Origin of the sequence: Aurantibacter sp., from assembly GCF_039941195.1 — a bacterium.
Taxonomy (GTDB): Bacteria; Bacteroidota; Bacteroidia; order Flavobacteriales; family Flavobacteriaceae; genus Aurantibacter_A.
Genome location: NZ_JBDVFA010000085.1, coordinates 15796 through 36167, shown reverse-complemented (window position 1 = coordinate 36167; position 20372 = coordinate 15796). Strand labels below are relative to the sequence as shown.

General features: G+C 33.3%; 17 protein-coding genes. 4 read left to right on the top strand and 13 right to left on the bottom strand.

All coding sequences use genetic code 11. The features are described from left to right. Positions 1 to 16: 16 nt before the first annotated feature. From rfbB to ABJF52_RS13550, 5 genes are read right to left on the bottom strand one after another with little or no spacing between them, the layout of a single operon-like run. Positions 17 to 1060, bottom strand: coding sequence for a dTDP-glucose 4,6-dehydratase (gene rfbB, locus ABJF52_RS13570; RefSeq protein ID WP_348151215.1), 1044 nt, complete (start codon positions 1058 to 1060; stop codon positions 17 to 19). Between the two features lie 18 nt (positions 1061 to 1078). Continuing rightward, a complete protein-coding gene (locus ABJF52_RS13565) occupies positions 1079 to 2080 on the bottom strand; it encodes a hypothetical protein (RefSeq protein WP_348151212.1) in 1002 nt (333 codons plus the stop codon). Positions 2081 to 2093: 13 nt separating this feature from the next. Then, the gene (locus ABJF52_RS13560) at positions 2094 to 3776 is read right to left on the bottom strand and encodes a hypothetical protein (protein WP_348151209.1); all 1683 of its coding nucleotides are present in this window, start codon (positions 3774 to 3776) and stop codon (positions 2094 to 2096) included. A gap of 31 nt (positions 3777 to 3807) precedes the next feature. Next, the gene (locus ABJF52_RS13555; protein WP_348151206.1) at positions 3808 to 5307 is read right to left on the bottom strand and encodes a GH3 auxin-responsive promoter family protein; all 1500 of its coding nucleotides are present in this window, start codon (positions 5305 to 5307) and stop codon (positions 3808 to 3810) included. A 5-nt stretch (positions 5308 to 5312) separates the two neighbouring features. Beyond that, complete coding sequence (locus tag ABJF52_RS13550; protein WP_348151203.1) at positions 5313 to 6182, bottom strand: M23 family metallopeptidase; 870 nt, start codon at positions 6180 to 6182, stop codon at positions 5313 to 5315. 200 nt (positions 6183 to 6382) lie between these two features. Between ABJF52_RS13550 and tatA the strand changes: the two genes are divergently transcribed. Together tatA and ABJF52_RS13540 are read left to right on the top strand one after the other, a co-directional pair. After that, positions 6383 to 6565 carry a twin-arginine translocase TatA/TatE family subunit gene (gene tatA, locus ABJF52_RS13545; RefSeq protein WP_348151201.1) on the top strand — a complete coding sequence of 61 codons (183 nt, stop codon included), beginning with the start codon at positions 6383 to 6385 and terminating at the stop codon, positions 6563 to 6565. A gap of 442 nt (positions 6566 to 7007) precedes the next feature. Then, a complete protein-coding gene (locus ABJF52_RS13540; protein WP_348151198.1) occupies positions 7008 to 9518 on the top strand; it encodes an OmpA family protein in 2511 nt (836 codons plus the stop codon). Positions 9519 to 9953: 435 nt separating this feature from the next. Here ABJF52_RS13540 and ABJF52_RS13535 read toward each other — a convergent pair whose 3' ends face one another. From ABJF52_RS13535 to ABJF52_RS13525, 3 genes are all read right to left on the bottom strand, one after another. After that, positions 9954 to 10934 (bottom strand): DUF4837 family protein, encoded by a 981-nt coding sequence (locus ABJF52_RS13535; protein WP_348151195.1) that lies wholly within the window; start codon positions 10932 to 10934, stop codon positions 9954 to 9956. A gap of 116 nt (positions 10935 to 11050) precedes the next feature. Then, on the bottom strand, positions 11051 to 12733 hold the full coding sequence (locus ABJF52_RS13530; protein WP_348151192.1) for a LysM peptidoglycan-binding domain-containing protein: 1683 nt from the start codon (positions 12731 to 12733) through the stop codon (positions 11051 to 11053). 110 nt (positions 12734 to 12843) lie between these two features. Beyond that, on the bottom strand, positions 12844 to 14034 hold the full coding sequence (locus ABJF52_RS13525; RefSeq protein WP_348151189.1) for a phosphoglycerate kinase: 1191 nt from the start codon (positions 14032 to 14034) through the stop codon (positions 12844 to 12846). A gap of 110 nt (positions 14035 to 14144) precedes the next feature. On the opposite strand from ABJF52_RS13525, the gene ABJF52_RS13520 reads away from it, so the two are divergent. Together ABJF52_RS13520 and ABJF52_RS13515 are read left to right on the top strand one after the other, a co-directional pair. Continuing rightward, positions 14145 to 15320 (top strand): DNA polymerase III subunit delta', encoded by a 1176-nt coding sequence (locus ABJF52_RS13520; RefSeq protein ID WP_348151186.1) that lies wholly within the window; start codon positions 14145 to 14147, stop codon positions 15318 to 15320. Positions 15321 to 15323: 3 nt separating this feature from the next. Further along, positions 15324 to 15710, top strand: coding sequence for a DoxX family protein (locus tag ABJF52_RS13515; RefSeq protein WP_348151183.1), 387 nt, complete (start codon positions 15324 to 15326; stop codon positions 15708 to 15710). An 80-nt stretch (positions 15711 to 15790) separates the two neighbouring features. Here the strand turns inward: ABJF52_RS13515 and ABJF52_RS13510 are convergent, their stop codons facing one another. The 5 genes from ABJF52_RS13510 to mnmG all read right to left on the bottom strand — a co-directional run bounded on the left by ABJF52_RS13510 (position 15791) and on the right by mnmG (position 20371). Then, complete coding sequence (locus tag ABJF52_RS13510; RefSeq protein WP_348151180.1) at positions 15791 to 16297, bottom strand: OmpH family outer membrane protein; 507 nt, start codon at positions 16295 to 16297, stop codon at positions 15791 to 15793. A 307-nt stretch (positions 16298 to 16604) separates the two neighbouring features. After that, a complete protein-coding gene (locus ABJF52_RS13505) occupies positions 16605 to 17432 on the bottom strand; it encodes a class I SAM-dependent methyltransferase (RefSeq protein ID WP_348151178.1) in 828 nt (275 codons plus the stop codon). Further along, the gene (locus ABJF52_RS13500) at positions 17410 to 17958 is read right to left on the bottom strand and encodes a hypothetical protein (RefSeq protein WP_348151175.1); all 549 of its coding nucleotides are present in this window, start codon (positions 17956 to 17958) and stop codon (positions 17410 to 17412) included. Before ABJF52_RS13500 ends, ABJF52_RS13505 begins: the two co-directional genes overlap by 23 nt. A gap of 77 nt (positions 17959 to 18035) precedes the next feature. Continuing rightward, positions 18036 to 18506, bottom strand: a complete 471-nt coding sequence (locus tag ABJF52_RS13495) for a hypothetical protein (protein WP_348151172.1) — start codon at positions 18504 to 18506, stop codon at positions 18036 to 18038. Beyond that, complete coding sequence (gene mnmG / locus ABJF52_RS13490; protein WP_348151170.1) at positions 18503 to 20371, bottom strand: tRNA uridine-5-carboxymethylaminomethyl(34) synthesis enzyme MnmG; 1869 nt, start codon at positions 20369 to 20371, stop codon at positions 18503 to 18505. Before mnmG ends, ABJF52_RS13495 begins: the two co-directional genes overlap by 4 nt. Position 20372: the final 1 nt, after the last annotated feature.

Sequence of the window (20372 nt, the reverse complement as noted above, 5' to 3'; positions counted from 1 at the left end):
CAAGGTAATATCTACATTAATTATACATTTTTTGATAATATTCTTTATAAGACCCTGAGGTAACACTATTTAACCATTCTTCATTTTTGAGATACCATTCAATAGTTCTCTCCAGTCCTTGTTCAAAAGTTACTGAAGGCTCCCAACCCAATTCTTTATTAATCTTCGTAGCATCAATAGCATATCGTAAATCATGTCCAGGCCTATCTTTTACATAAGTTATTAGTTTTTCAGATGTTCCATTTTTCCTACCCAACTTTGTGTCCATTTGCTTACACAACAACTTGACTAAATCTATATTTTGCCATTCATTAAAACCACCAATATTATATGTCTCATGATTTCGGCCTTTATGAAAAACTAAATCAATAGCTCTAGCATGATCTTCAACAAAAAGCCAATCACGTGTATATTTGCCATCGCCATAAACTGGTAATGGTTGATTTTCAATAATATTATTAATAAACAATGGAATTAACTTTTCTGGAAAATGATTGGGCCCATAATTGTTCGAACAATTCGTAATTACAAACGGTAAACCGTAAGTTTCTCCATATGCTCTAACGAAATGGTCAGAACTTGCCTTGGACGCAGAATAAGGTGAATTAGGGTCGTATGCAGTTGATTCTACGAAAAGGCCATCTGTACCTAATGAACCATAAACCTCATCTGTACTAACATGGTAAAAACGTTTCTCTGAAAAATCATCCTTCCAGGTTGCTTTTGCCGCGTTCAAAAGGTTAACTGTACCAAAAACATTGGTTTTTACGAAAGCTAAGGGATCAGTAATTGATCGATCTACATGCGATTCTGCTGCTAAATGAATAACACCATCAAATTTATATTTACTAAATATTTCATTGATATAATTTTCATCAACAATATCTCCTTTTAAAAAATTATAATTTGGCGCATTTTCAATATCTCTTAAATTTTCCAAATTACCCGCATATGTTAAAGCGTCTAAATTGAAAATGTTATTCTTTGGATAATGGTTTACAAACCTTCTAACCACGTGCGAACCAATAAAACCTGCTCCTCCTGTTATTAAAATATTCATTTTATAATTAATTACACGCTATTTTAATTCCTTTGATTTTCTATTTAAATAAGCAATGAATGAAATCAAAAAGAATAGGCCAATTAACAATAATGGTATCAACACAAAGTTCTTATTTAATAGTTGTTTTTTAACCACGTGGGTTTTACCTAGGCTCAATATGCTAATTGGTTTTTTCTGTTCAATTAACTCTACTTGTTTAACTTCATTTTCCTTTATCAAACGGTTTTTAAACATCAGTAAACTTGGCACATTTAATCCACTTTCACTTTCTAATAACACCATACTCTGACCAGTTGTGTTTTGATTGTTTTTTAAACTCGCTGAAAAATTTAATACCATTTCATCAATCTGTTTAATTAACCCATCATTTTGCTTAATTCTAAGCTGCGCATTTTTAGTATGTGCTTCTTGTAGCTGAATAAAATAAGGATTGTTATTGATGTAGTCTAAAATTTTAGCGACATACTCTTCACCCTTTTTAGGATTTTTATGTGTAAAGGTTATTCGATGGGTTCGAATGCTTTTCTTCAATATTTCAGATTTGACAATATCAAGAACAAAATCGTTGTCTTTGTAGTTTTGCAAAATCTCCAAATACTTATTATCATCCTCTGCATTAGTCTTCTCTAAATTAGATTGGTCTTCAATAGGTTCAATGTCGATTTCAAACTTTCTAAAATAATTTACATCTATATCCAAATTCTTAAAAAAAGCAGTGTCTTTAGCTGTTACCTTGGATTTTAATTCCTCTACAACATCATATAAATAATCTTTACTTTCAAAATTTGGCTTAACTATTGCCTCTGTTTGTAATTTATCTTCTACCAATGAATTTAAAACAAAACCTATAACTACTCCAATAATAATGAGCCCTAAAAGCTTAAACGCATTTCTTTTTAGATAAAGAAAAACACGGAGAATTCCAGAAAAAATACTATTTAGTATTTTACGTGTTAACTTTAATAACTGCCCTAAATCTATTTCGTCTGAAGAAGAAGGTGAATTGTTTGGTTGCATTTGGTATATAAGGTTAAGAGTTGAAAATTTGAGTTAATATTTTATCTGTTATCAAATACGTTGGTTTTACACCTGTTGTTCCCAATCCACCGGATGCCAGAGTGCTTCCCGTTTCTAAAGGATTGTCTGAAGCATAATAAGCATATCTTACGGTAACATCTTCACGAATACTTTTTCTTATTTTAGAAGCGGATTGAATTGCTTTCTGGTAATGAACTCCTTCCATTTCAAGTCCGATAACATTCCATGTGGACTTATGAAAAAACTTTAAAATATCTTTATTCTGTAAAGATGTGCCTAAAACTGTAATCATGGCGCCTTCAAATACATTTAATCCATAGCCTTCAAAGTCTTTCGCACACAATTCATTTTTAAAAGGATAATTATCTGCTGTGCCTTCAAATACATGAGCAGAAGGTATCATAATATCACCCTTTCCTCCTTCTAATATACCCGCTTTCCCCATTATTGATATTGATGCTATATTTAAAAAAACAGTTTCTTTATTAACTTTATGCGGTTTAAGCAATTCATCAATAGTTTCAAAGGCCTGTTCGCCAAATGCGTAATCCATTACAAATATAACAGGTTTTTCTTCATCTAGAATTTCTCCATTAAGTTGATAACAACAAGCATCATTTCCCAATTTTGCTAAATCAAAAATTTGAACATCTATATTGGTGCCTGATTTATCGTCAATACTAATCATTCCATTCTTCTGTGCCGTCTTTAATACCTTTTCTTGTAACATCTTATTTTTTGAAGAACTTAGGGCTTCAAAAATCTCAAGTGAACCACCATTAGGAAACTCATTTGTAAGTGCTTTACCTGCATATAATGAATTCATTACACTGTGCATATTAGCACTTATAATATGAATCGGCCTTTTAAGTAAATTGTATTTTGCTAATGATTCCTTTATAGTATTTGCCCATTTCTCTCCATGTATATGATGACCTAAACGTTCTCTTAAAAGTGAACTAAACGCAATAGTTCTTTTATCACCATTTACTTCTTCCTCAATAGTTAACTTACCTAACCAATAAATAATTTTAAGAAATCGCTCCGGATTATCAGCCGTAGCAAATTGCTCATGAACCGCCAAAATTTCAACAAAAGACCTGCCTAATATATTAGCTGTGTGTATCAGCGCAACTTCACGTTCTGCCTGATTTAATTCCTTTTTGTTTACGGCGCCTTCTAATTTTTCCCAATCTCGTATTGTCTTTTTCGTATCTTCAACAAGTACTCTTTTACAAATCTTTTCAGATTCAATAAACAAAAAAGTCAGGTGTGTTAGAATATCATAAATATCGGATCGCCCACGCGTAATCTCAATATTCATCTGCTCATCATCTATTCGATAACAATTCCGTCTTCTTTTTGGTGGAACAATAGGTTTAAAATGCGAATCACTATACCCCTCATCTGAGGTTAAATTAATAAATCGGCATTGTTCAATTCCTTCAGGCAATCTTTCTAGAACATATATTAAACCTTTTAATTCGGCTTTTTCTTCTGCTATAGAACCATATATTTCAGGCCTTAGTAATAACAATGCATTTTTAATAGCCTCGCCAGAAACCCCATTAGGCTTATAAAACCCGCGATTAAATAAGTGACGCATGGTTATATATAGCCTTTCGATGGCATTTGTAGATTCTTGGGCTCGCGTAGTAGTTGATTCTTTCGCCATTAAAGAGTTTCGGTTAAAATTACGATTAAAATTATGGAATTTGGAATTTACGTAGTGCATCAGCTACTTTTCTATCATTACCCAAACGTTGCACCTTATTTTGTCCACCCAACTTTCCAATGGATTTCATATACGCTTGAAATCCCCCTTTTTTTATTTTAGTTATTTTCAAAGTTTGCAGAATTTTCCCATCAATTAAATCAAAATAATAACTATTCTGATGCTGTAATGAAGTGTCAATTAATGCTATAAACTTCGTTAAATCTTCAGGTATTTCTTCAAACTCAACTAACCATTCATGATAAGGTAATTCTTGTTCAATAGGCGTAATTTGAGGTGCAACGGTAAACTCGTTTACTTTTAATCCTGTAGCAGCAATTGCCACTTGCATAGCCTCTTCAACTTCTTTAGCAATAACATGTTCGCCAAAGGCCGAAATAAAATGCTTAATTCTACCTGAGACGATTACTTTAAATGGAGTTAATGAAACAAACCGAATGGTATCCCCTAAATTATAAGCCCAAAGACCTGCATTAGTTGAAATTATCATTGCATAATCTACATTCAATTCAACATCCTTAATAGTTATTCTATTTTTTTTGCCTTCTAGAAAATCATTAACCTTTACAAATTCATAAAAAATACCTGAATTAAGTAGTAAAAGCATCCCTTTATCAACTTGAGAATTTTGATACGCAAAAAAGCCTTCACTAGCTGGAAACAATTCTATACTATCAACGCTTCTCCCAATTAATTCCTCAAACTTGGCACGATAAGGTTCGTAATTAACACCACCATAAATAAAAAGTTGAAAATTCTTGAAAAGCTCTCCAACTTTTTTACCTTTTTTGGTATTTAACTTTTCAAAATACATTTGAACCCATGAAGGAATACCCGCAATTACGGTCATATTCTCATTAATGGTTTCATCTACAATTACATTTACTTTAGTTTCCCAATCTTCAATACAATTGGCTTCCCAGCTTGGCAATCTATTTTTTTGCAAATAATTAGGAACGTAATGTGCAGAGATTCCTGACAAACGACCAATTTTAATACCGTTCTTTTCACTCATTTCAGGACTACCCTGAAGAAAAATCATTTTACCATCAACAAATCCAGCATTTCCTGTTTCATGGATATAATTTAATATAGCATTTCTAGAAGCTTCTACCTGATATTTAATAGATTCTTTAGTAATTGGTATATACTTTACTCCAGAAGTAGTGCCAGATGTTTTAGCAAAATATTCTGGTTTCCCAGGCCATAAAACATCCTCATTACCGGCAACAACTTGATCCACATAGGACTTTAATTCTTCATAGTCACGAATTGCAACCTTACCGACAAAATCTGCATGCGACTTAATTTTTTCAAAATCATGATCGACACCAAATTTGGTGTTTTTAGCAGTACTAATTAATTCTTGAAATAATTTTTCCTGCGTATTTACTGGGTCATTAACCCATTGTTCCGTTTTCCTAGCGATTATTTTGGCGAAAATTTTAGCGGCAAGCGATTTTATAGACATCTGGCTTAATTAAAATCAATAAAATCTTGAGGATTAACAGGTGCTCCATTATTCCATATTTCGAAATGCAAATGAGGACCTGTAGTCAACTCACCCGTATTACCAATCGATGCTATTACCTCACCTGAACGCACCAATTCGCCTTGAGTCTTACTCAAAGAACCATTATGTTTATAAACACTTAACAATCCTCTATCATGCTCCAATATAATAACATATCCTGTTTCCGCAGTCCATTCTGAAAATACAACTATTCCGTCTGCTACTGCTTTTACCGGAGTATCGCGTTTAGCAACAATATCAACTGCATAATGACGCTCTTCCGAATTAAACCCTTGCGATATTGTTCCACTAACAGGGGTAAATAAAACAAGATTTTCACTTTGACTATTAGTATCAAAAAGGTTGTATTTATCTTCCAATGCAACCTCAACCCTCAACAATGAATCTTCTCTAATAGGTGTTAAATCAACAGAAGCTGGATCCAACTTAAACTTTTCATATAGCGAATCTCTATTAAACTCCGTATTCTCTATATCTCCTTTTAACACCATACGAATATTATCCAAATACTTATTGGTATAATTTAATGCCCTAACAAGAGAGTCTGTTTTATAGGTTAATTCGGTCGCCTCACGCTTTAATTTTGTTGAAGAATAACCAGGAATATATTCCCGTAAAGGAGTAAACGCAATTAACAATGTTGTTAAGCCAATTAACCCAATAATACAAAGAGAGCCGGTAACAAATACATTCAATCGGCTTAATTTAAAAGAAATTTTCTCTTCAAAAGTGCTTTCATTAAGTATCACTAGACGATACTTATGCAGCAGCTTTCGTTTAATTTCTTTTCTCTTTTTCCTCTTTTTTGCCATACCTAACAAAGATAATGTATGTATTGAATATCAAGTATAATCCAATCAAATTTATGATTATGCTATAAAAGCTCCTTTTCCTAGAATATTTCAACTCCAATAAAATACGCTAATACCACCTTATTATCAATATTAACAAGATATCAATAGTACCATTGTTGACTTTTTTGTACATTTGGTTTTCAATTAATACTATTGTTATGACAGCATTATACACTTTCTTAGCTATTGGAGCGCCGCAAATTATTTTAGTTGTGGTAGTGGTACTTCTTCTTTTTGGAGGGAAAAAAATTCCAGAATTAATGCGCGGCCTTGGAAGCGGTATTAAAGAATTTAAAGACGCATCTAAAGAAGATGAGAAATTAGAAGAAAAAAAGGATTAAACTTTTTTAAATACTATATGAAAAACGCCCTAAATAAGGGCGTTTTTTTATGCTCGTAATTTCTGTAATCCTATACTATTTTCTTTAAAAAACACCTCATCAATAACATTCAGAACCTAAGATTAAGGTTCAAATTTTCATCTGCATTTACGGTCGTATAATCTGTCAAAAAACACCTGAGCACATTTTTTTGGGAAAGCCCATTTTAATTGACCTTTAGACTCAAATAATTTATACGAAACAGTAAAAAAACACGTTACTAATAAACGGCTATAATTTTTGTTCACAACAAGATTTAAACAAAATCTATTAAAAACATTTAAGAGCCCACTAAAAAAACAATTAGAACTAAATAAAACAAAAGCACTTATTAATAATATAATAAGAGCTAATAGAAATTCTAAGAAACTACAAATTCTTGGCTTTTTAAATAACCCAAATCATGAAAAAGCTATTTTCAGCCTACCTACTTTTTTCAGCGATTATGCTTTCTGCTCAATTTGAGCAAAGCAATTTGTACGCTGCAAATTCACTCACTTCAAATCTCTCAATTGATGATGATAGTCAACCAGACTCATACGCTTCAATATTTAAACCTGTTGAGGAAACATTTGAAGAGGCAGCAGCTAAAAACAACGTGACCTACCGCACTTTTATTGACCTACCCTCTACTCCAAACGGATATTATGTAATTTCTGGAACATATAGCAAAGACAGCAAAAGAGATCAAGCTCTTAAGAAATTAAAGAAAAAAGGATTCGCTCCGGGTTCTGTAAAAAACTTATCAAATAACCTTAACTATGTTTATTTAGAGTATTATGTAGATTGGAAAAAAGCTATTGAAGTTTGCACAAATAAATTTGATGGTCGCTATAAAAATGATGTTTGGGTAATGCAAGTAAAAAATAGCGATCAACCTATAAATCTTCCCCAAGCAAGCAAACCAAATGCTTCAGAAATCTATCAATTAAGCAACCCAATTAGTGATTTAGACCTCGATTACGATGAACCCACACCAACTAATACTTTAAAAGAAACAGTAAATAAAAGTAAGCTCATACAAAAAGCGGACTTGTATTTTGACAAAATGTGGTATGCAGAAGCAGCCAACCTATATGAAGAAGCACTCTTAAAAGGTGAAAAATATTATACCTCCGATATTATTCAAAAAGCAGCAGATTCCTATTATTACAACACTAATATGGAAAAAGCATACGAGTGGTATAACATTTTATATGAAAATTATGGCAAAGAATTATCTGCTGACAATATGTTTAAATATGCCCACACCTTAAAAGGCACAGGCAAATATGGTCGTTCAAAAAGATTAATGAAATTATACAATAAAAAAATAGCAAATAATGCTACTATTTCAAACGCTAGCAACATAGCTATACCTAATGAAGTGGTTTTAGACAACATATTGGCCGCTACAAATGACAAAATCGAGGTTAAAAACCTTGATATTAATTCGGAGTATTCTGACTTTTCTCCAATGTTTTTAGATTCTTCTCAAGTGGTTTTCGCATCTGCTCAAGATTCATCTTTCTTACATACTAGAAAATATAAGTGGAACGACCAACCATATTTAGATTTATACGTTGCTAAGTTGAATGAGGAATCTCATGATTTAAAAGACGCAATGAAATTTTCTAAAAAAATAAACACAAAGTACCATGAAGCTTCTGTTGCATTCTCTCCAGATAATTCCACCATGTACTTTACAAGAAATAATTACGGCAAAAAGCTTAAAAGAGATAAAAATGGTGTAAACAACCTTAAAATATATAAGTCTCACAAGATTGAAGATGAATGGTCTGAAGCCGTTGAATTGCCTTTCGCTAGTGATGATTATTCTATTGGTCATCCCGCATTAAGCCCTGATGGCAAACAACTATATTTCATATCTGATATGCCTGGAACAATGGGAGCAACTGATTTATTTGTTGTAGATGTATTAGAAAATAATAGCTTTTCTGAGCCTAGAAATTTAGGTCCAGAAATTAATACCGACAAGCGCGAAATGTTTCCTTATTTTAATGGGGAAAAACTCTACTTTTCATCAGATGGACATACTGGATTAGGTGGTTTAGATATTTTTGAAGCTTCCTATTCTGAAGATGAAGGTTTTGGAACTCCAACAAATATTGGACAACCTATTAATAGCAATAAAGATGACTTTTCTTATATCGTAGATGAGGAATCTCAAAAAGGCTTTTTCGCCTCTAACAGAGAAGGTGGTAAAGGTGATGACGACATATACTCTTTTGAAAACCTACTACTAGAAGAAGTGCCTGCTAACATAAACGCTATTGCAGGAGTCGTTACAGAATTAGTAACTGGCGATTTAATGCCTAAAGCATTAATAGAACTATTAGACGAAAACAATGTTAAACTAAAAGAAATTGAAACTACTGATGACGGTAGCTTTATATTTGAAGACTTAGACAGTAACACAAAATATAGTATTAGAGCAAACAAAAATCAGTATTTTGAAAATATTATAACAGCTAATACTAGAGAGAATGACACCATTAATTCCGATATTTCTTTAAAGCGATTAGAAGAGTTAATAGCTGTAGTAGATGGTGTTAAAAAGCTTAAAACTGAAATGATACATTTCGATTTTGATAAATCTTATATTCGTACAGATGCAGCCATAGAATTGGATAAAATGGTAGCAGTTATGAATGAATATCCTAATATGGTTATTAAAATTGAATCACATACCGATTCAAGAGGTTCTCGTGTTTATAACGAATACCTTTCTGATAAAAGAGCCAAATCTTCTCGAGACTACCTAATTAAACAAGGAATTGCTCCAGAAAGAATTGAAAGTGCAATTGGATATGGTGAAGCTCGATTAATTAACGAATGTAATGGCACGGTTAAATGTACTGAACAAGCACATTATTTAAACAGACGTTCTGAGTTTATCATTACAAAAATGTAATATTATCAACTTAAAATTATAAAATAAAAGACTGCTATAAAGCGGTCTTTTTTATGCCATCCAATGACTTTTATTAATCTTTTAATTTAGTTGGGCTTCTTTAAAAATGAATTACGCAACAATTTCAAACACCTACACAACAAAGCCAATGGAATATATACAGAAATCTTATTAATAGGAGTTATCATTTATAGAATACCCAATGTCTTATCATGAAGAATACCCTACTTAACAATGAAATTTATTTAGAAACCTTAAAGGATCTAAAAAACTCTTTATTAAGTTCTTATGTGAAAGCATTTTTCTGGTTCACACTACAAAATTCATAAAAACATTATGAAATTTACCTAACAGTAAAAAGTATTCGAATCAACCTAACCGAAAAAGCCCTGTCGATAAACGACAGGGCTTTTGGTTTTAACTTTGATGACAAACCTAATTGAACTTTGCTGAGCGAATTATTGCTTCTAACTCAAACATATAATCACGCTTGTTAGCTGAAGGAGCAAACGTAAAGCCCTCTATAACCAGCTTTCTATCCTTTTCTTTATCATTAACTATGTATGAAACAAAAGGCCCTGCCATTGGATAGTTTTTAATATCCCATATTCCTCTAACTTCTACTGCTTTTTTATCCCCTATCTCAGTAGCAAATACATGAGGAGAAAATGCTGGATCACCACGCATATGAGTAATTTTTCCAGTCACATCCGGTCCAGGAATATACACCGACCCTATGGAATCTCGTAACCGAACAATATCTTTTACAAAAGTTGAGTCATTGTTAAAACTATTACCTGGCAGTTCGTATGCAATAACATTCATTGTCCCTTTAGGTATTTGAGTTTCCATCCAAACAAAGTTATCTTCTTGTTTCACAACTTTAAATGCAGCAGGCATAGATAGGTTTACGCCAAACTTGTTCTTAAGAACTGTTTCTTTACTTAAAGAACCTTTAAAGCGCACTTGAGCTTCGTTAATTTCTAAATTCTTAAAGGACGCTATAATAGCATCAGCTTTCGCGTCTAAATTTGCAATAATTTCATCTTCAGTATGCCCTTTAATTACTCCTACTTTTTGTGGTTTAGCATATAAATCTGTCTTAATATGGCCTAAACTAAGGGTGTCTTTTTCCACATAAAGTATAGCTCTCATATTTCTAATTGTTCCCGTAAACACAGAAGGTGGCACGTGATTTATTGTGAAAATGGGCTCGTCTAATGTAAGTCCCACAGCTGGTGCTGCGAAATGTTCCCGAATTTTATCACCGACTTTACCTTGCCAAAGTTGATTGTCAATTACAACGGCTATGGTGTTTATGCCGCCAATTGATTGCGGTAAATAGGTTTGTTTTTTACCCTCTTTGCACGATATTATTATAGCAAATAATAAGATGAATACTCCAAGTTTTCTCATGTGTATTAAATTGGATGGTTTAGATTGATTTTTAAGATAATGAAATACTAAACGCTTTACCACAAAAATAGTTCCAAGATATAATTAAGCACAAAAATAATTTATGCCAACTTATTTTATGATGGACATTCACATAGTTTAAGCTTGGTGCCCGGCTTAAGATTACTGCTATTTAACCTATTCCACTTTTTTAGGTTATCAATAGAAACTCCTGGATACTTTCGAGAAATAGTCCAGAGCGAATCACCAGATCTAACTGTATGTGTTTTTGCCCCAGAAGGAATCTTAACTGAAGTAGTTGTTGTTTTCTTAGTATTTGTTGAAGCCCTAGCACCACTATTACGCGGATAAATCGTTAGTCGTTGACCAATACTTAAATTATTACTTCGCAGACCATTCCATTGTTTTAATTGACTTACTCTAACCCCATATCGCTCTGCAATTTTCCCTAAAAAATCACCACTTCTTACTCTGTAGCGTATGCGATTAGCCTCAGCTTGCTTAACTAATTTAGGTAATGGACTTTCCTTACTAGCTAACTCTTTTTTTACATGAGCATAAATTTGTTCCTCATTATTAACAAATTTTCCCATCGCTTTTTTAGGCAAACGCAAAGCATAATTTTTTCCTTCGATGTACGGAATCACCTTTAATTTGTATGAAGGATTAAGCACCTTTAACTCCTCTTCACTAACACCTACCAACTCAGAAATTTGCTCAAAAGTTATTAAACTTTTTACATGTATTGTGTCTGTTTCAAAATAAGGTCGCTCAGCTCTTTTGCCTTTAAGTTCATGCTCTTTAGCATATTCGAAAATATACATTGTAGCTAAAAAAGCAGGCACATAACCAGCTGTTTCTCTTGGCAAGTTCCGTCTGATGTTCCAATAGTTTCGATGACCACCAGACCTTCTAATTGCCTTATTTACATTACCTGGGCCAGAATTATAAGCTGCAAGTGCTAAATCCCAATCACCAAAAATTCGATATAATTTTGATAGAAATTGTGCTGAAGCTTTTGTAGATTTTATAGGGTCACTTCGTTCATCTACATAGCTCGTTACATCTAACTTATATTCTTTACCAGTTCCATACATAAATTGCCAAAGCCCTGTAGCCCCAACCCTTGACCTTGCCTTAGGATTTAAAGCAGACTCTACAATAGAAAGGTATTTCATTTCTAAGGGAATATCATGTCGATCAAATTCTTCTTCAAATAGAGGAAAGTAAAATTGGCTAATGGTAAGCATGCGCTCCATTAAACCTCGTTTACGCGTTAAAAAAGATTTGATGATACTTTCTAGTGATTTATTATAAACGACATTGAAAGGCGTTTTTTCGTTTAACTTTTGAAGTCTAGCCTTAAGTGAATCTGTAGGCAAGTCATAAACATAAAGCTCCTCTTCTGTAGCTACAGGGCTGCCATCTATCGTGGTTGTAGCACTAACATTTATTATTTCCTCTTGCATTTCATCAAAGAGTCCATTTGCCTCATACAATTCGCGCATCCAAAGACTATCATACAATGCTGCCAAAGCATTGTCCTTAAGGTCATATTTGCTCTTACTAGAGTCTTTAGCTAATACAAAAGGAGTTTCTTGGTCAGATTCGGCATCCATTAAATCCATTTGTTCAACATTCTGCATGTCGATAGCAAGTGTGTCTACAATGGTATCTTTTACTACTATCAACTTTTCAGACAAATCTGTTGATATAGTATCTTGTTCCTGAGCATAAATACCCGAGCACAATAAAAGAAAAGTAAATAGTACCAGTAAACCTTTTGTTTTTGAAACCATGAACTGTGAAATGTTTTTAGGAAGAACGGCGAAAATCGACTATTCTTTTCAAACCATAAAATTCTGCATTATTAGAAAACTATCTAGGTTTATAAATATAAACGTTCTAATTATTCAATAATTGCTGCTATTCCTGGTAGTGTTTTCCCTTCTAAACTTTCTAACATAGCTCCACCACCGGTAGAAACATAACTAACTTTATCCTGAAAACCAAATTGTTTTACAGCGGCAACAGAATCGCCTCCTCCTACTAAAGAAAAAGCTCCTGCAGCGGTAGCTTCCACAATATAGTCTCCAATAGAAATGGTGCCTTTAGCAAAATTTTCCATTTCAAAAACTCCAATAGGACCATTCCATAAAATAGTTTTTGATTTGGTAATAACCTCTTTAAATATAGCTAAAGTTTTTGGACCAGCATCCAAGCCTTGCCAGCCTTCTGGAATTTTATCTACTTCAACAACTTGAGTTTGCGCATCATTACTAAAATCATCTGCAGCAATGACATCGACAGGAATATGCACTTGTACACCTTTGGCTTCAGCCTGCTTAATTATATTCAAAGCAAGTTCCATTTTATCATCTTCGCAAATAGAATCGCCTACTTCTCCTCCTTTAGCTTTTACAAAAGTATATGTCATTCCACCACCTACAATTAGGTGATCCACCTTATCTAAAATGTTCTCAATAATCGTAATTTTTGAAGAAACTTTGGCGCCTCCTAAAATCGCTAAAACTGGTTTTTCTCCACTAGCCATAACTTTATCAATAGCATCTATCTCCTTAGCTAATAATTGTCCAAAACATTTATTTTCATCAAAAAATTGAGCTACAATTGTTGTTGAAGCGTGAGCGCGATGTGCTGTACCAAAAGCATCATTTACATATATATCTCCTAATTTTGAAAGCTGTTCTGCAAAGGCTTTATCTCCGGAAGTTTCTTCGACGTAATAACGAAGGTTTTCCAATAATAAAACCTCACCTGGCTTTAGATTGTTTACTGCGTTTTCAGCTACTTCACCAACACAATCTTCCACAAATTTTACCTGAACTCCAATTATCTCAGAAACCTTATCTGCTATGTGTTTAAGAGACATCTCCGGATTTCGCTCTCCTTTAGGTCTTCCTAAATGACTCATTAAAACAGCAGAACCACCATCTTCAAGTACTTTAATAATAGTTGGCTTTGCTGCCTCAATTCTATTCGTGTCAGTTACTTTGAATTCAGCATTTAAAGGCACGTTAAAATCAACTCTTATTAGTGCTTTCTTATTCTCGAAATTAAAATCATTTAAGGTCTTCATTGACAATCTTTTTTTTAGGATGCACAAATGTAAAGATTTATGCGCGTACATCGCTTTATGACAGGTTATTTTCTTTAATTCGGTTCAATTAATTCAACTATATTTGACCCATGCGCTTCTCAGAAATATTAGGCTTAAACCATATTAAAAATCACTTGTCATCTAGTGCAGATGCTGGGAGAATATCCCATGCTCAATTGTTTATTGGTCCAGAAGGTAGTGGTACGTTGCCAATGGCGCTAGCTTATGCCCAATATATCATTTGCGGTAATAGCAATGGTGAAAACTCTGAAGGTGATGAAAGTTGTAATCTTAAATGTGGTGCTTATACCCACCCCGACATGCACTTTGCGTTTCCTGTAACAAACTCAGACAAAGTTAAAAGTCATGCCGTAAGCGATCATTATATTTCAGAGTGGCGACAATTTATAAAAGAGCAACCTTATGGTAATCTTTTCGATTGGTATCGTTCAATTGGAATTGAAAAAAAACAGGGCCAAATTGGCGTGGATGAAGCACAAGATATTGTAAAAAAGTTGGCTTTAAAATCATATGAAGGTGGTTTTAAAGTAATGCTAATTTGGATGGCTGACAAAATGAACATAGCAGCAGCTAACAAATTATTAAAGCTAATTGAAGAACCTCCCGAAAAAACTGTTTTCATTTTAATTGCTGAAGATGAGGAACAAATAATTCAGACTATTAAATCTCGTTGTCAACTGCTTCATTTTCCACCACTTTCTGAAGAAGCTATTGCAAACGCACTAATCGAAAAAGGTCTTCAAAAACAAGAAGCTATGCGCTTCGCCCACGAAGCTAATGGCAATTACAACAAGGCTCTTGATTTGCTAAATAATGATTCTGAAGATTTAATTTTTGAAAAATGGTTTGTACAGTGGGTGCGCAGTGCTTTTAAAGCAAAAGGCAATAAAGCCGCCATTCACGATTTAATATCATGGAGTGAATCAGTGGCCAAACAAGGACGTGAAACACAAAAGAATTTTCTTAATTACTGCCTTTCGGTAATGCGACAAGCCTTATTAATTAATTATGGGGCACACGAGCTGGCATACATGAAAATTAATGTTGACAATTTTCATCTCGAAAAATTTGCACCTTTTGTTCATGAAAATAATATCTTAAATATAACTGAAGAGCTCGAAAGTGCTATTTACCATATTGAGCGTAATGGTAATGGCAAAATTATTCTAATGGACCTCTCAATTAAACTCACTCGCCTTCTCCACAAAGCACCAAACAAGATGAATGTGGCCTTAAAATCTTAAAACATGAAATTCTCCGCTGAACTAATTTTACTCATATTTGCTATCATTACTTTTCTACAAAGTGGAATAGATAAAATTTTAGATTGGCAAGGAAACCTTTCTTGGTTAAAAGGTCATTTTAGTAAAAGCCCATTTAAAAATATCGTGCCTATATTATTAATTATTATCACCTTCATTGAAATTGTAGCAGCCTCACTTTGTATTATAGGCTTTATTCAATTAATTGATAATGGAAGTAAAGAATTTGCGTTATACGGTGCAATAACTTCCTGTTTAACGCTACTTATGCTGTTGTTCGGCCAACGCATTGCTAAGGATTATGTGGGAGCACAAACTATTGTCATCTATTTAATACCTACGATTTTTCTTGTATTCCTTTTACAATCCTAATAATCTATAAATCCTGATTCCTTATAAAATAAAAAACCCTAACGCAATAGTTAGGGTTTAATATTATGAGAAGAACTTCTCTATTTTTTATACTTATCATTCAGCAGTTTAACGACTTCGTCTGTTACATCGTTAGCATCTGTACCATATAAAACGCTTCCGCCATCTCCTCCACCTAAGATATAGGTATAGCCTTTTGACTTACCATAGGATTTAATCTCAGCTTTAACAGTACTTATTATGCTATCAAGAATAGTTTGATTAGCTGCTTGTGCCTGTTGAGCCTCTTGTTGTAATTGTTGACCTAAAAACTGTCCCTTTTGTTGAAGAACACCATATTCTTCTTGCGCCTTTTTTTGCGACATTTTTTGAGAATTTGTCTGAAAGGCCTGCATTTCTAATTGATATGCTTGCGACATACTATCCCTTTTTTTGGTCAATACTTCTTCGTCAGCTTTAAATTTAGCATCAGCATCTATTTTTTCTTGATACTCATCCATCAACCGCACGTTATCTACATAAGCTATTTTATTTTGCTCGCAAGACGCAAACAAAACTAGAACTAGAATCAACACTACATTTTTCATATAATTAATTTAATTTGTCATTTCTAAATGAACAGAAATCTTTTGTTTTTATTAATACGCTAAATTTTAGCAGCGCTAAAATAGGAAAGCTTTTTGAATACATGTGAATCTTGATTGACTAATTTAATCCTGTCCAAATCTAGATAATTGTTAAAATAGATATTATCTATATATGTTAAGTTTGTACATTGATTTTAGCTATTACAAATAGCTTGCTAAAACTGCATTATTTTCAATAATTTCTTTAAAGAAATACAATTAATAGTCAGAATATCTAAAAAGGCCTTAAATCGTTTTAAAATAAGAATTACGCTTTTTTGACAATGTATATTAGTGAAGAATATTCCTTAGAGAATAAAGCAAAACAATTTGAGACTAAACCTCGAAAAATTCCTTTGAAAAAACCCAATTTACTTTCCTTGTACTTTTCAGACAATAATGAAACATAAAACGAATCGAAAAATAAAGGTTTAGTGCTAACTACTTCCATTTGATATTTTGAAAAAAGTCTTTGAATTGAAGCCTGAGAAAAATGCCACAAATGTCGTGGCACATCATAAGCAGCCCAGTACTCTTTATAATGCTTAGCGTCGTAAGATTTATAATTTGGTACTGCGATTACCATTGTACCATTATCCTCTAATAAAGAGCTCATTTTTAAAATTTGATTTTCTAAATCTGCTAAATGTTCTAAAACATGCCAAAGAGTAATCACCTCATATTTTCTATTCATTACTGACTCTAGTTCACTGCTTAAGTTTACCTCTTTTTCTGAAGCTTTTCCTCTCGCATGCCAATTAGGTTCTATCCCAAAAACAGTCCAACCTTTTTGTTTAGCAACTGCTAAAAAATCACCGGTCCCAGCCCCTACATCCAATAACGTTTTTTCCTCTTCCACGTATTTATTTATCAAACGTACCTTCAATAACAAAGAGATTCTTTTTACTATTTGATAAATTTTCTCGGTAACTGTGCGATTAGCATCAGTATGAGAAATATAATTTTCGCTTTTATAATATTGATCTAACTCCTTAGGTTGTGGTCGCGTTATTAGCATATCCAATTCCGCATCGTGATACAACTCAAACGCTTCGCCAGTAACGGCGTGGTCTTTAGTTTTTAAAAACAAGTTCATTATAGTTATTGGTAGTAAGGTATTCCTGTCTTAGAGTGCTAAGGTAATTTAAAACAGATTCTTTTGAAAGCGCTTCAGAAGAAAGACAATCTTTTTCAAAATCACTATATACCTCTATGGCAATATAAAAATTATCTTTTCTTAATTCCACCGGTTCCGCTGAATTTTCATCCTCAATATTTAAGGTAGCGTTGAAGGCTTGCTCAAAAAGAACTGGTAAAAAATTAACACTTTTATCGGGTATATCAATTTCATAAAAAGCAAAAAAATAATCTAAACCTCCAATTTGAAAAGGTATATCATCGTAAACATCTACATCGCCCAATTTATACTTTGCATTTACAAATTCATAAAATTCACCAGCTTGTTTAGAATCTTCGAAAATGAACATTTGTCGTTTTGGCAAGCCACGTTTAAACTTCTTACCTTTCGAAATTTTGTAAGTGTCGATATCTGGAGCTATTCTAAGCGGTATACAAGATTGGAACGCAAATACTATTACCGAACATACTAAAATTTTTCTCATTGTTTTGGCGTTTGAAGTTGTTAGCGTAAACAACAAAAACCAAGCCAACTATAAAATGTTCCACGTGGAACACAAATTTAACTTTCTAACTTTACCCGTAACAAATCAGAAAGTTCAGCAGCCTTGCCTTTAGCCTTTTTCAAGGAATTTGTTCGATATATAGTAAAGTGCTTCTTCCCAGCAAACAATTGAATAACCAAGCTATCTCCAGATTGCTCTTTGCCCATTGCCGCTACAGGACCCCATTCTGCACTTCTTTTATATTTTGCTGAAAAAACTGAGATATAATCCGGGAAAACTATGTTCAATTTACTTTTAAGCAACGTAAATCCAAACAATTTAAAATGACGGAAATTTACATACTCCTTTGTAATCTCATAAGAAACTGTGTAACCAAAAAGCAGAACAGCAAAGATTACTAGAACAAGTATTTTAGTATAATCTGTTTTTTCTCCGATAAAATCTATTAAGCAAATCAATATAAACATTGCACCTAAAATTGGCGCTATAATTGGCTTTTTCTGTCTGAAAAATAATGTATTTTTCATCGACCCATATACACTAATAAAACACTAATATCTGAAGGTGAGACTCCACTAATTCGAGAAGCTTGAGAAATAGTAACTGGCCGAATAGCTTCCAGTTTCTCTCTTGCTTCATAAGATAAAGACTTTAACTTTGTATAGTCGAAATCGTCAGGAATTTTTATGTTTTCTAATCTAGATAACTTATCAGCATTGTTTTTTTCTTTTGCTATATAACCCGAATACTTAACTTGTATTTCAGTTTGCTCTAGAACTTCTCTATCAAATGAATTATCCGTAACAAAATTAGAAACAGATTCTAATTCTAGCATATGATCCATTGTAACTTTTGGTCTTGAAAAAACTTTAAACATTTTATCTGACTGCTTAACAACTGCTGAATTTACTCGTTCTAAAATTGGATTTATGTCATCAGGCAATACACTAGTTTTCTTAAAAAAATCAACAAAACTTTCAGAGTTTTCCTTTTTCTTTTCCATTCTACGCAAACGATCTTCCGACGCCAAACCAATCTCATAACCCTTAGGAGTTAATCTTAAATCCGCATTATCCTGTCTTAATAACGTACGGTATTCCGCGCGAGAAGTAAACATTCTATACGGCTCTTCTGTTCCTTTGGTAATTAAATCATCTATTAAAACACCAATATATGCTTCATCTCTTGTTAATATAAAAGGATCCTTTTCTTGTAGTTTTAATGACGCATTTATTCCCGCCATTAAACCTTGTGAAGCTGCTTCTTCATATCCTGTAGTCCCGTTTATCTGACCAGCGAAGTACAAATTATCAACTAATTTAGTCTCTAAAGTATGTTTCAATTGTGTTGGTGGAAAATAATCATATTCAATCGCGTAACCAGGTCTAAAGAATTTTACGTTTTCAAAACCAACTACTGATTTTAGCGCCTTAAATTGAATATCTTCAGGTAATGATGTAGAAAATCCATTCACATAAACCTCTACCGTATTCCATCCTTCCGGTTCTATAAACATTTGATGGCTGTCTTTATCAGCAAATCTATTTATTTTATCTTCTATTGAAGGACAATACCTTGGCCCAATACTTTTAATTCTGCCATTAAACATAGGAGATCTATCAAAACCTTCACGTAATAAATCATGTACTAATTTACTAGTGTGCGTCATATGACAATCCCGTTGTTTATCTAGTATTTGTGTTTCCAGATAAGAAAACTTTTCAGGATTATTATCCCCCGGTTGCACTATCATTTTACTATAATCCAACGAGCGACCATCTACCCTAGGAGGTGTACCAGTTTTCATTCTACCACTTTCAAAACCAATTGCTGTTAATTCTTCTGTAATTCCTGTTGCCGCTTTTTCTCCTGCTCTACCACCTCCAAATTGTTTTTCACCGATATGGATTAATCCATTTAAAAATGTACCATTGGTTAATACAACAGCTCTACTTCTAATCTCAATTCCTAATGAAGTTTTAACACCTACAACCTTTTCATTTTCTATTATTAGTCCTTTTACCATTTCCTGATAAAAATCACAATTAGGCGTATTTTCCAAAGCCATTCTCCATTCTTCAGCAAAGCGCATACGATCACTTTGAGCTCTTGGACTCCACATTGCAGGACCCTTAGATTTGTTCAACATTTTAAACTGTATAGCAGATTTATCAGTAATAACACCGCTATATCCGCCTAGAGCATCTATCTCGCGTACAATTTGCCCTTTAGCTATTCCACCCATAGCCGGATTACAAGACATCTGCCCTATCGTTTGCAAATTCATCGTAACCAATAAGGTTTTTGAACCCATATTTGAGGCTGCTGCTGCCGCTTCTGCACCGGCATGACCACCTCCAACTACTATTACATCGTATTCTTCTCCAAACATA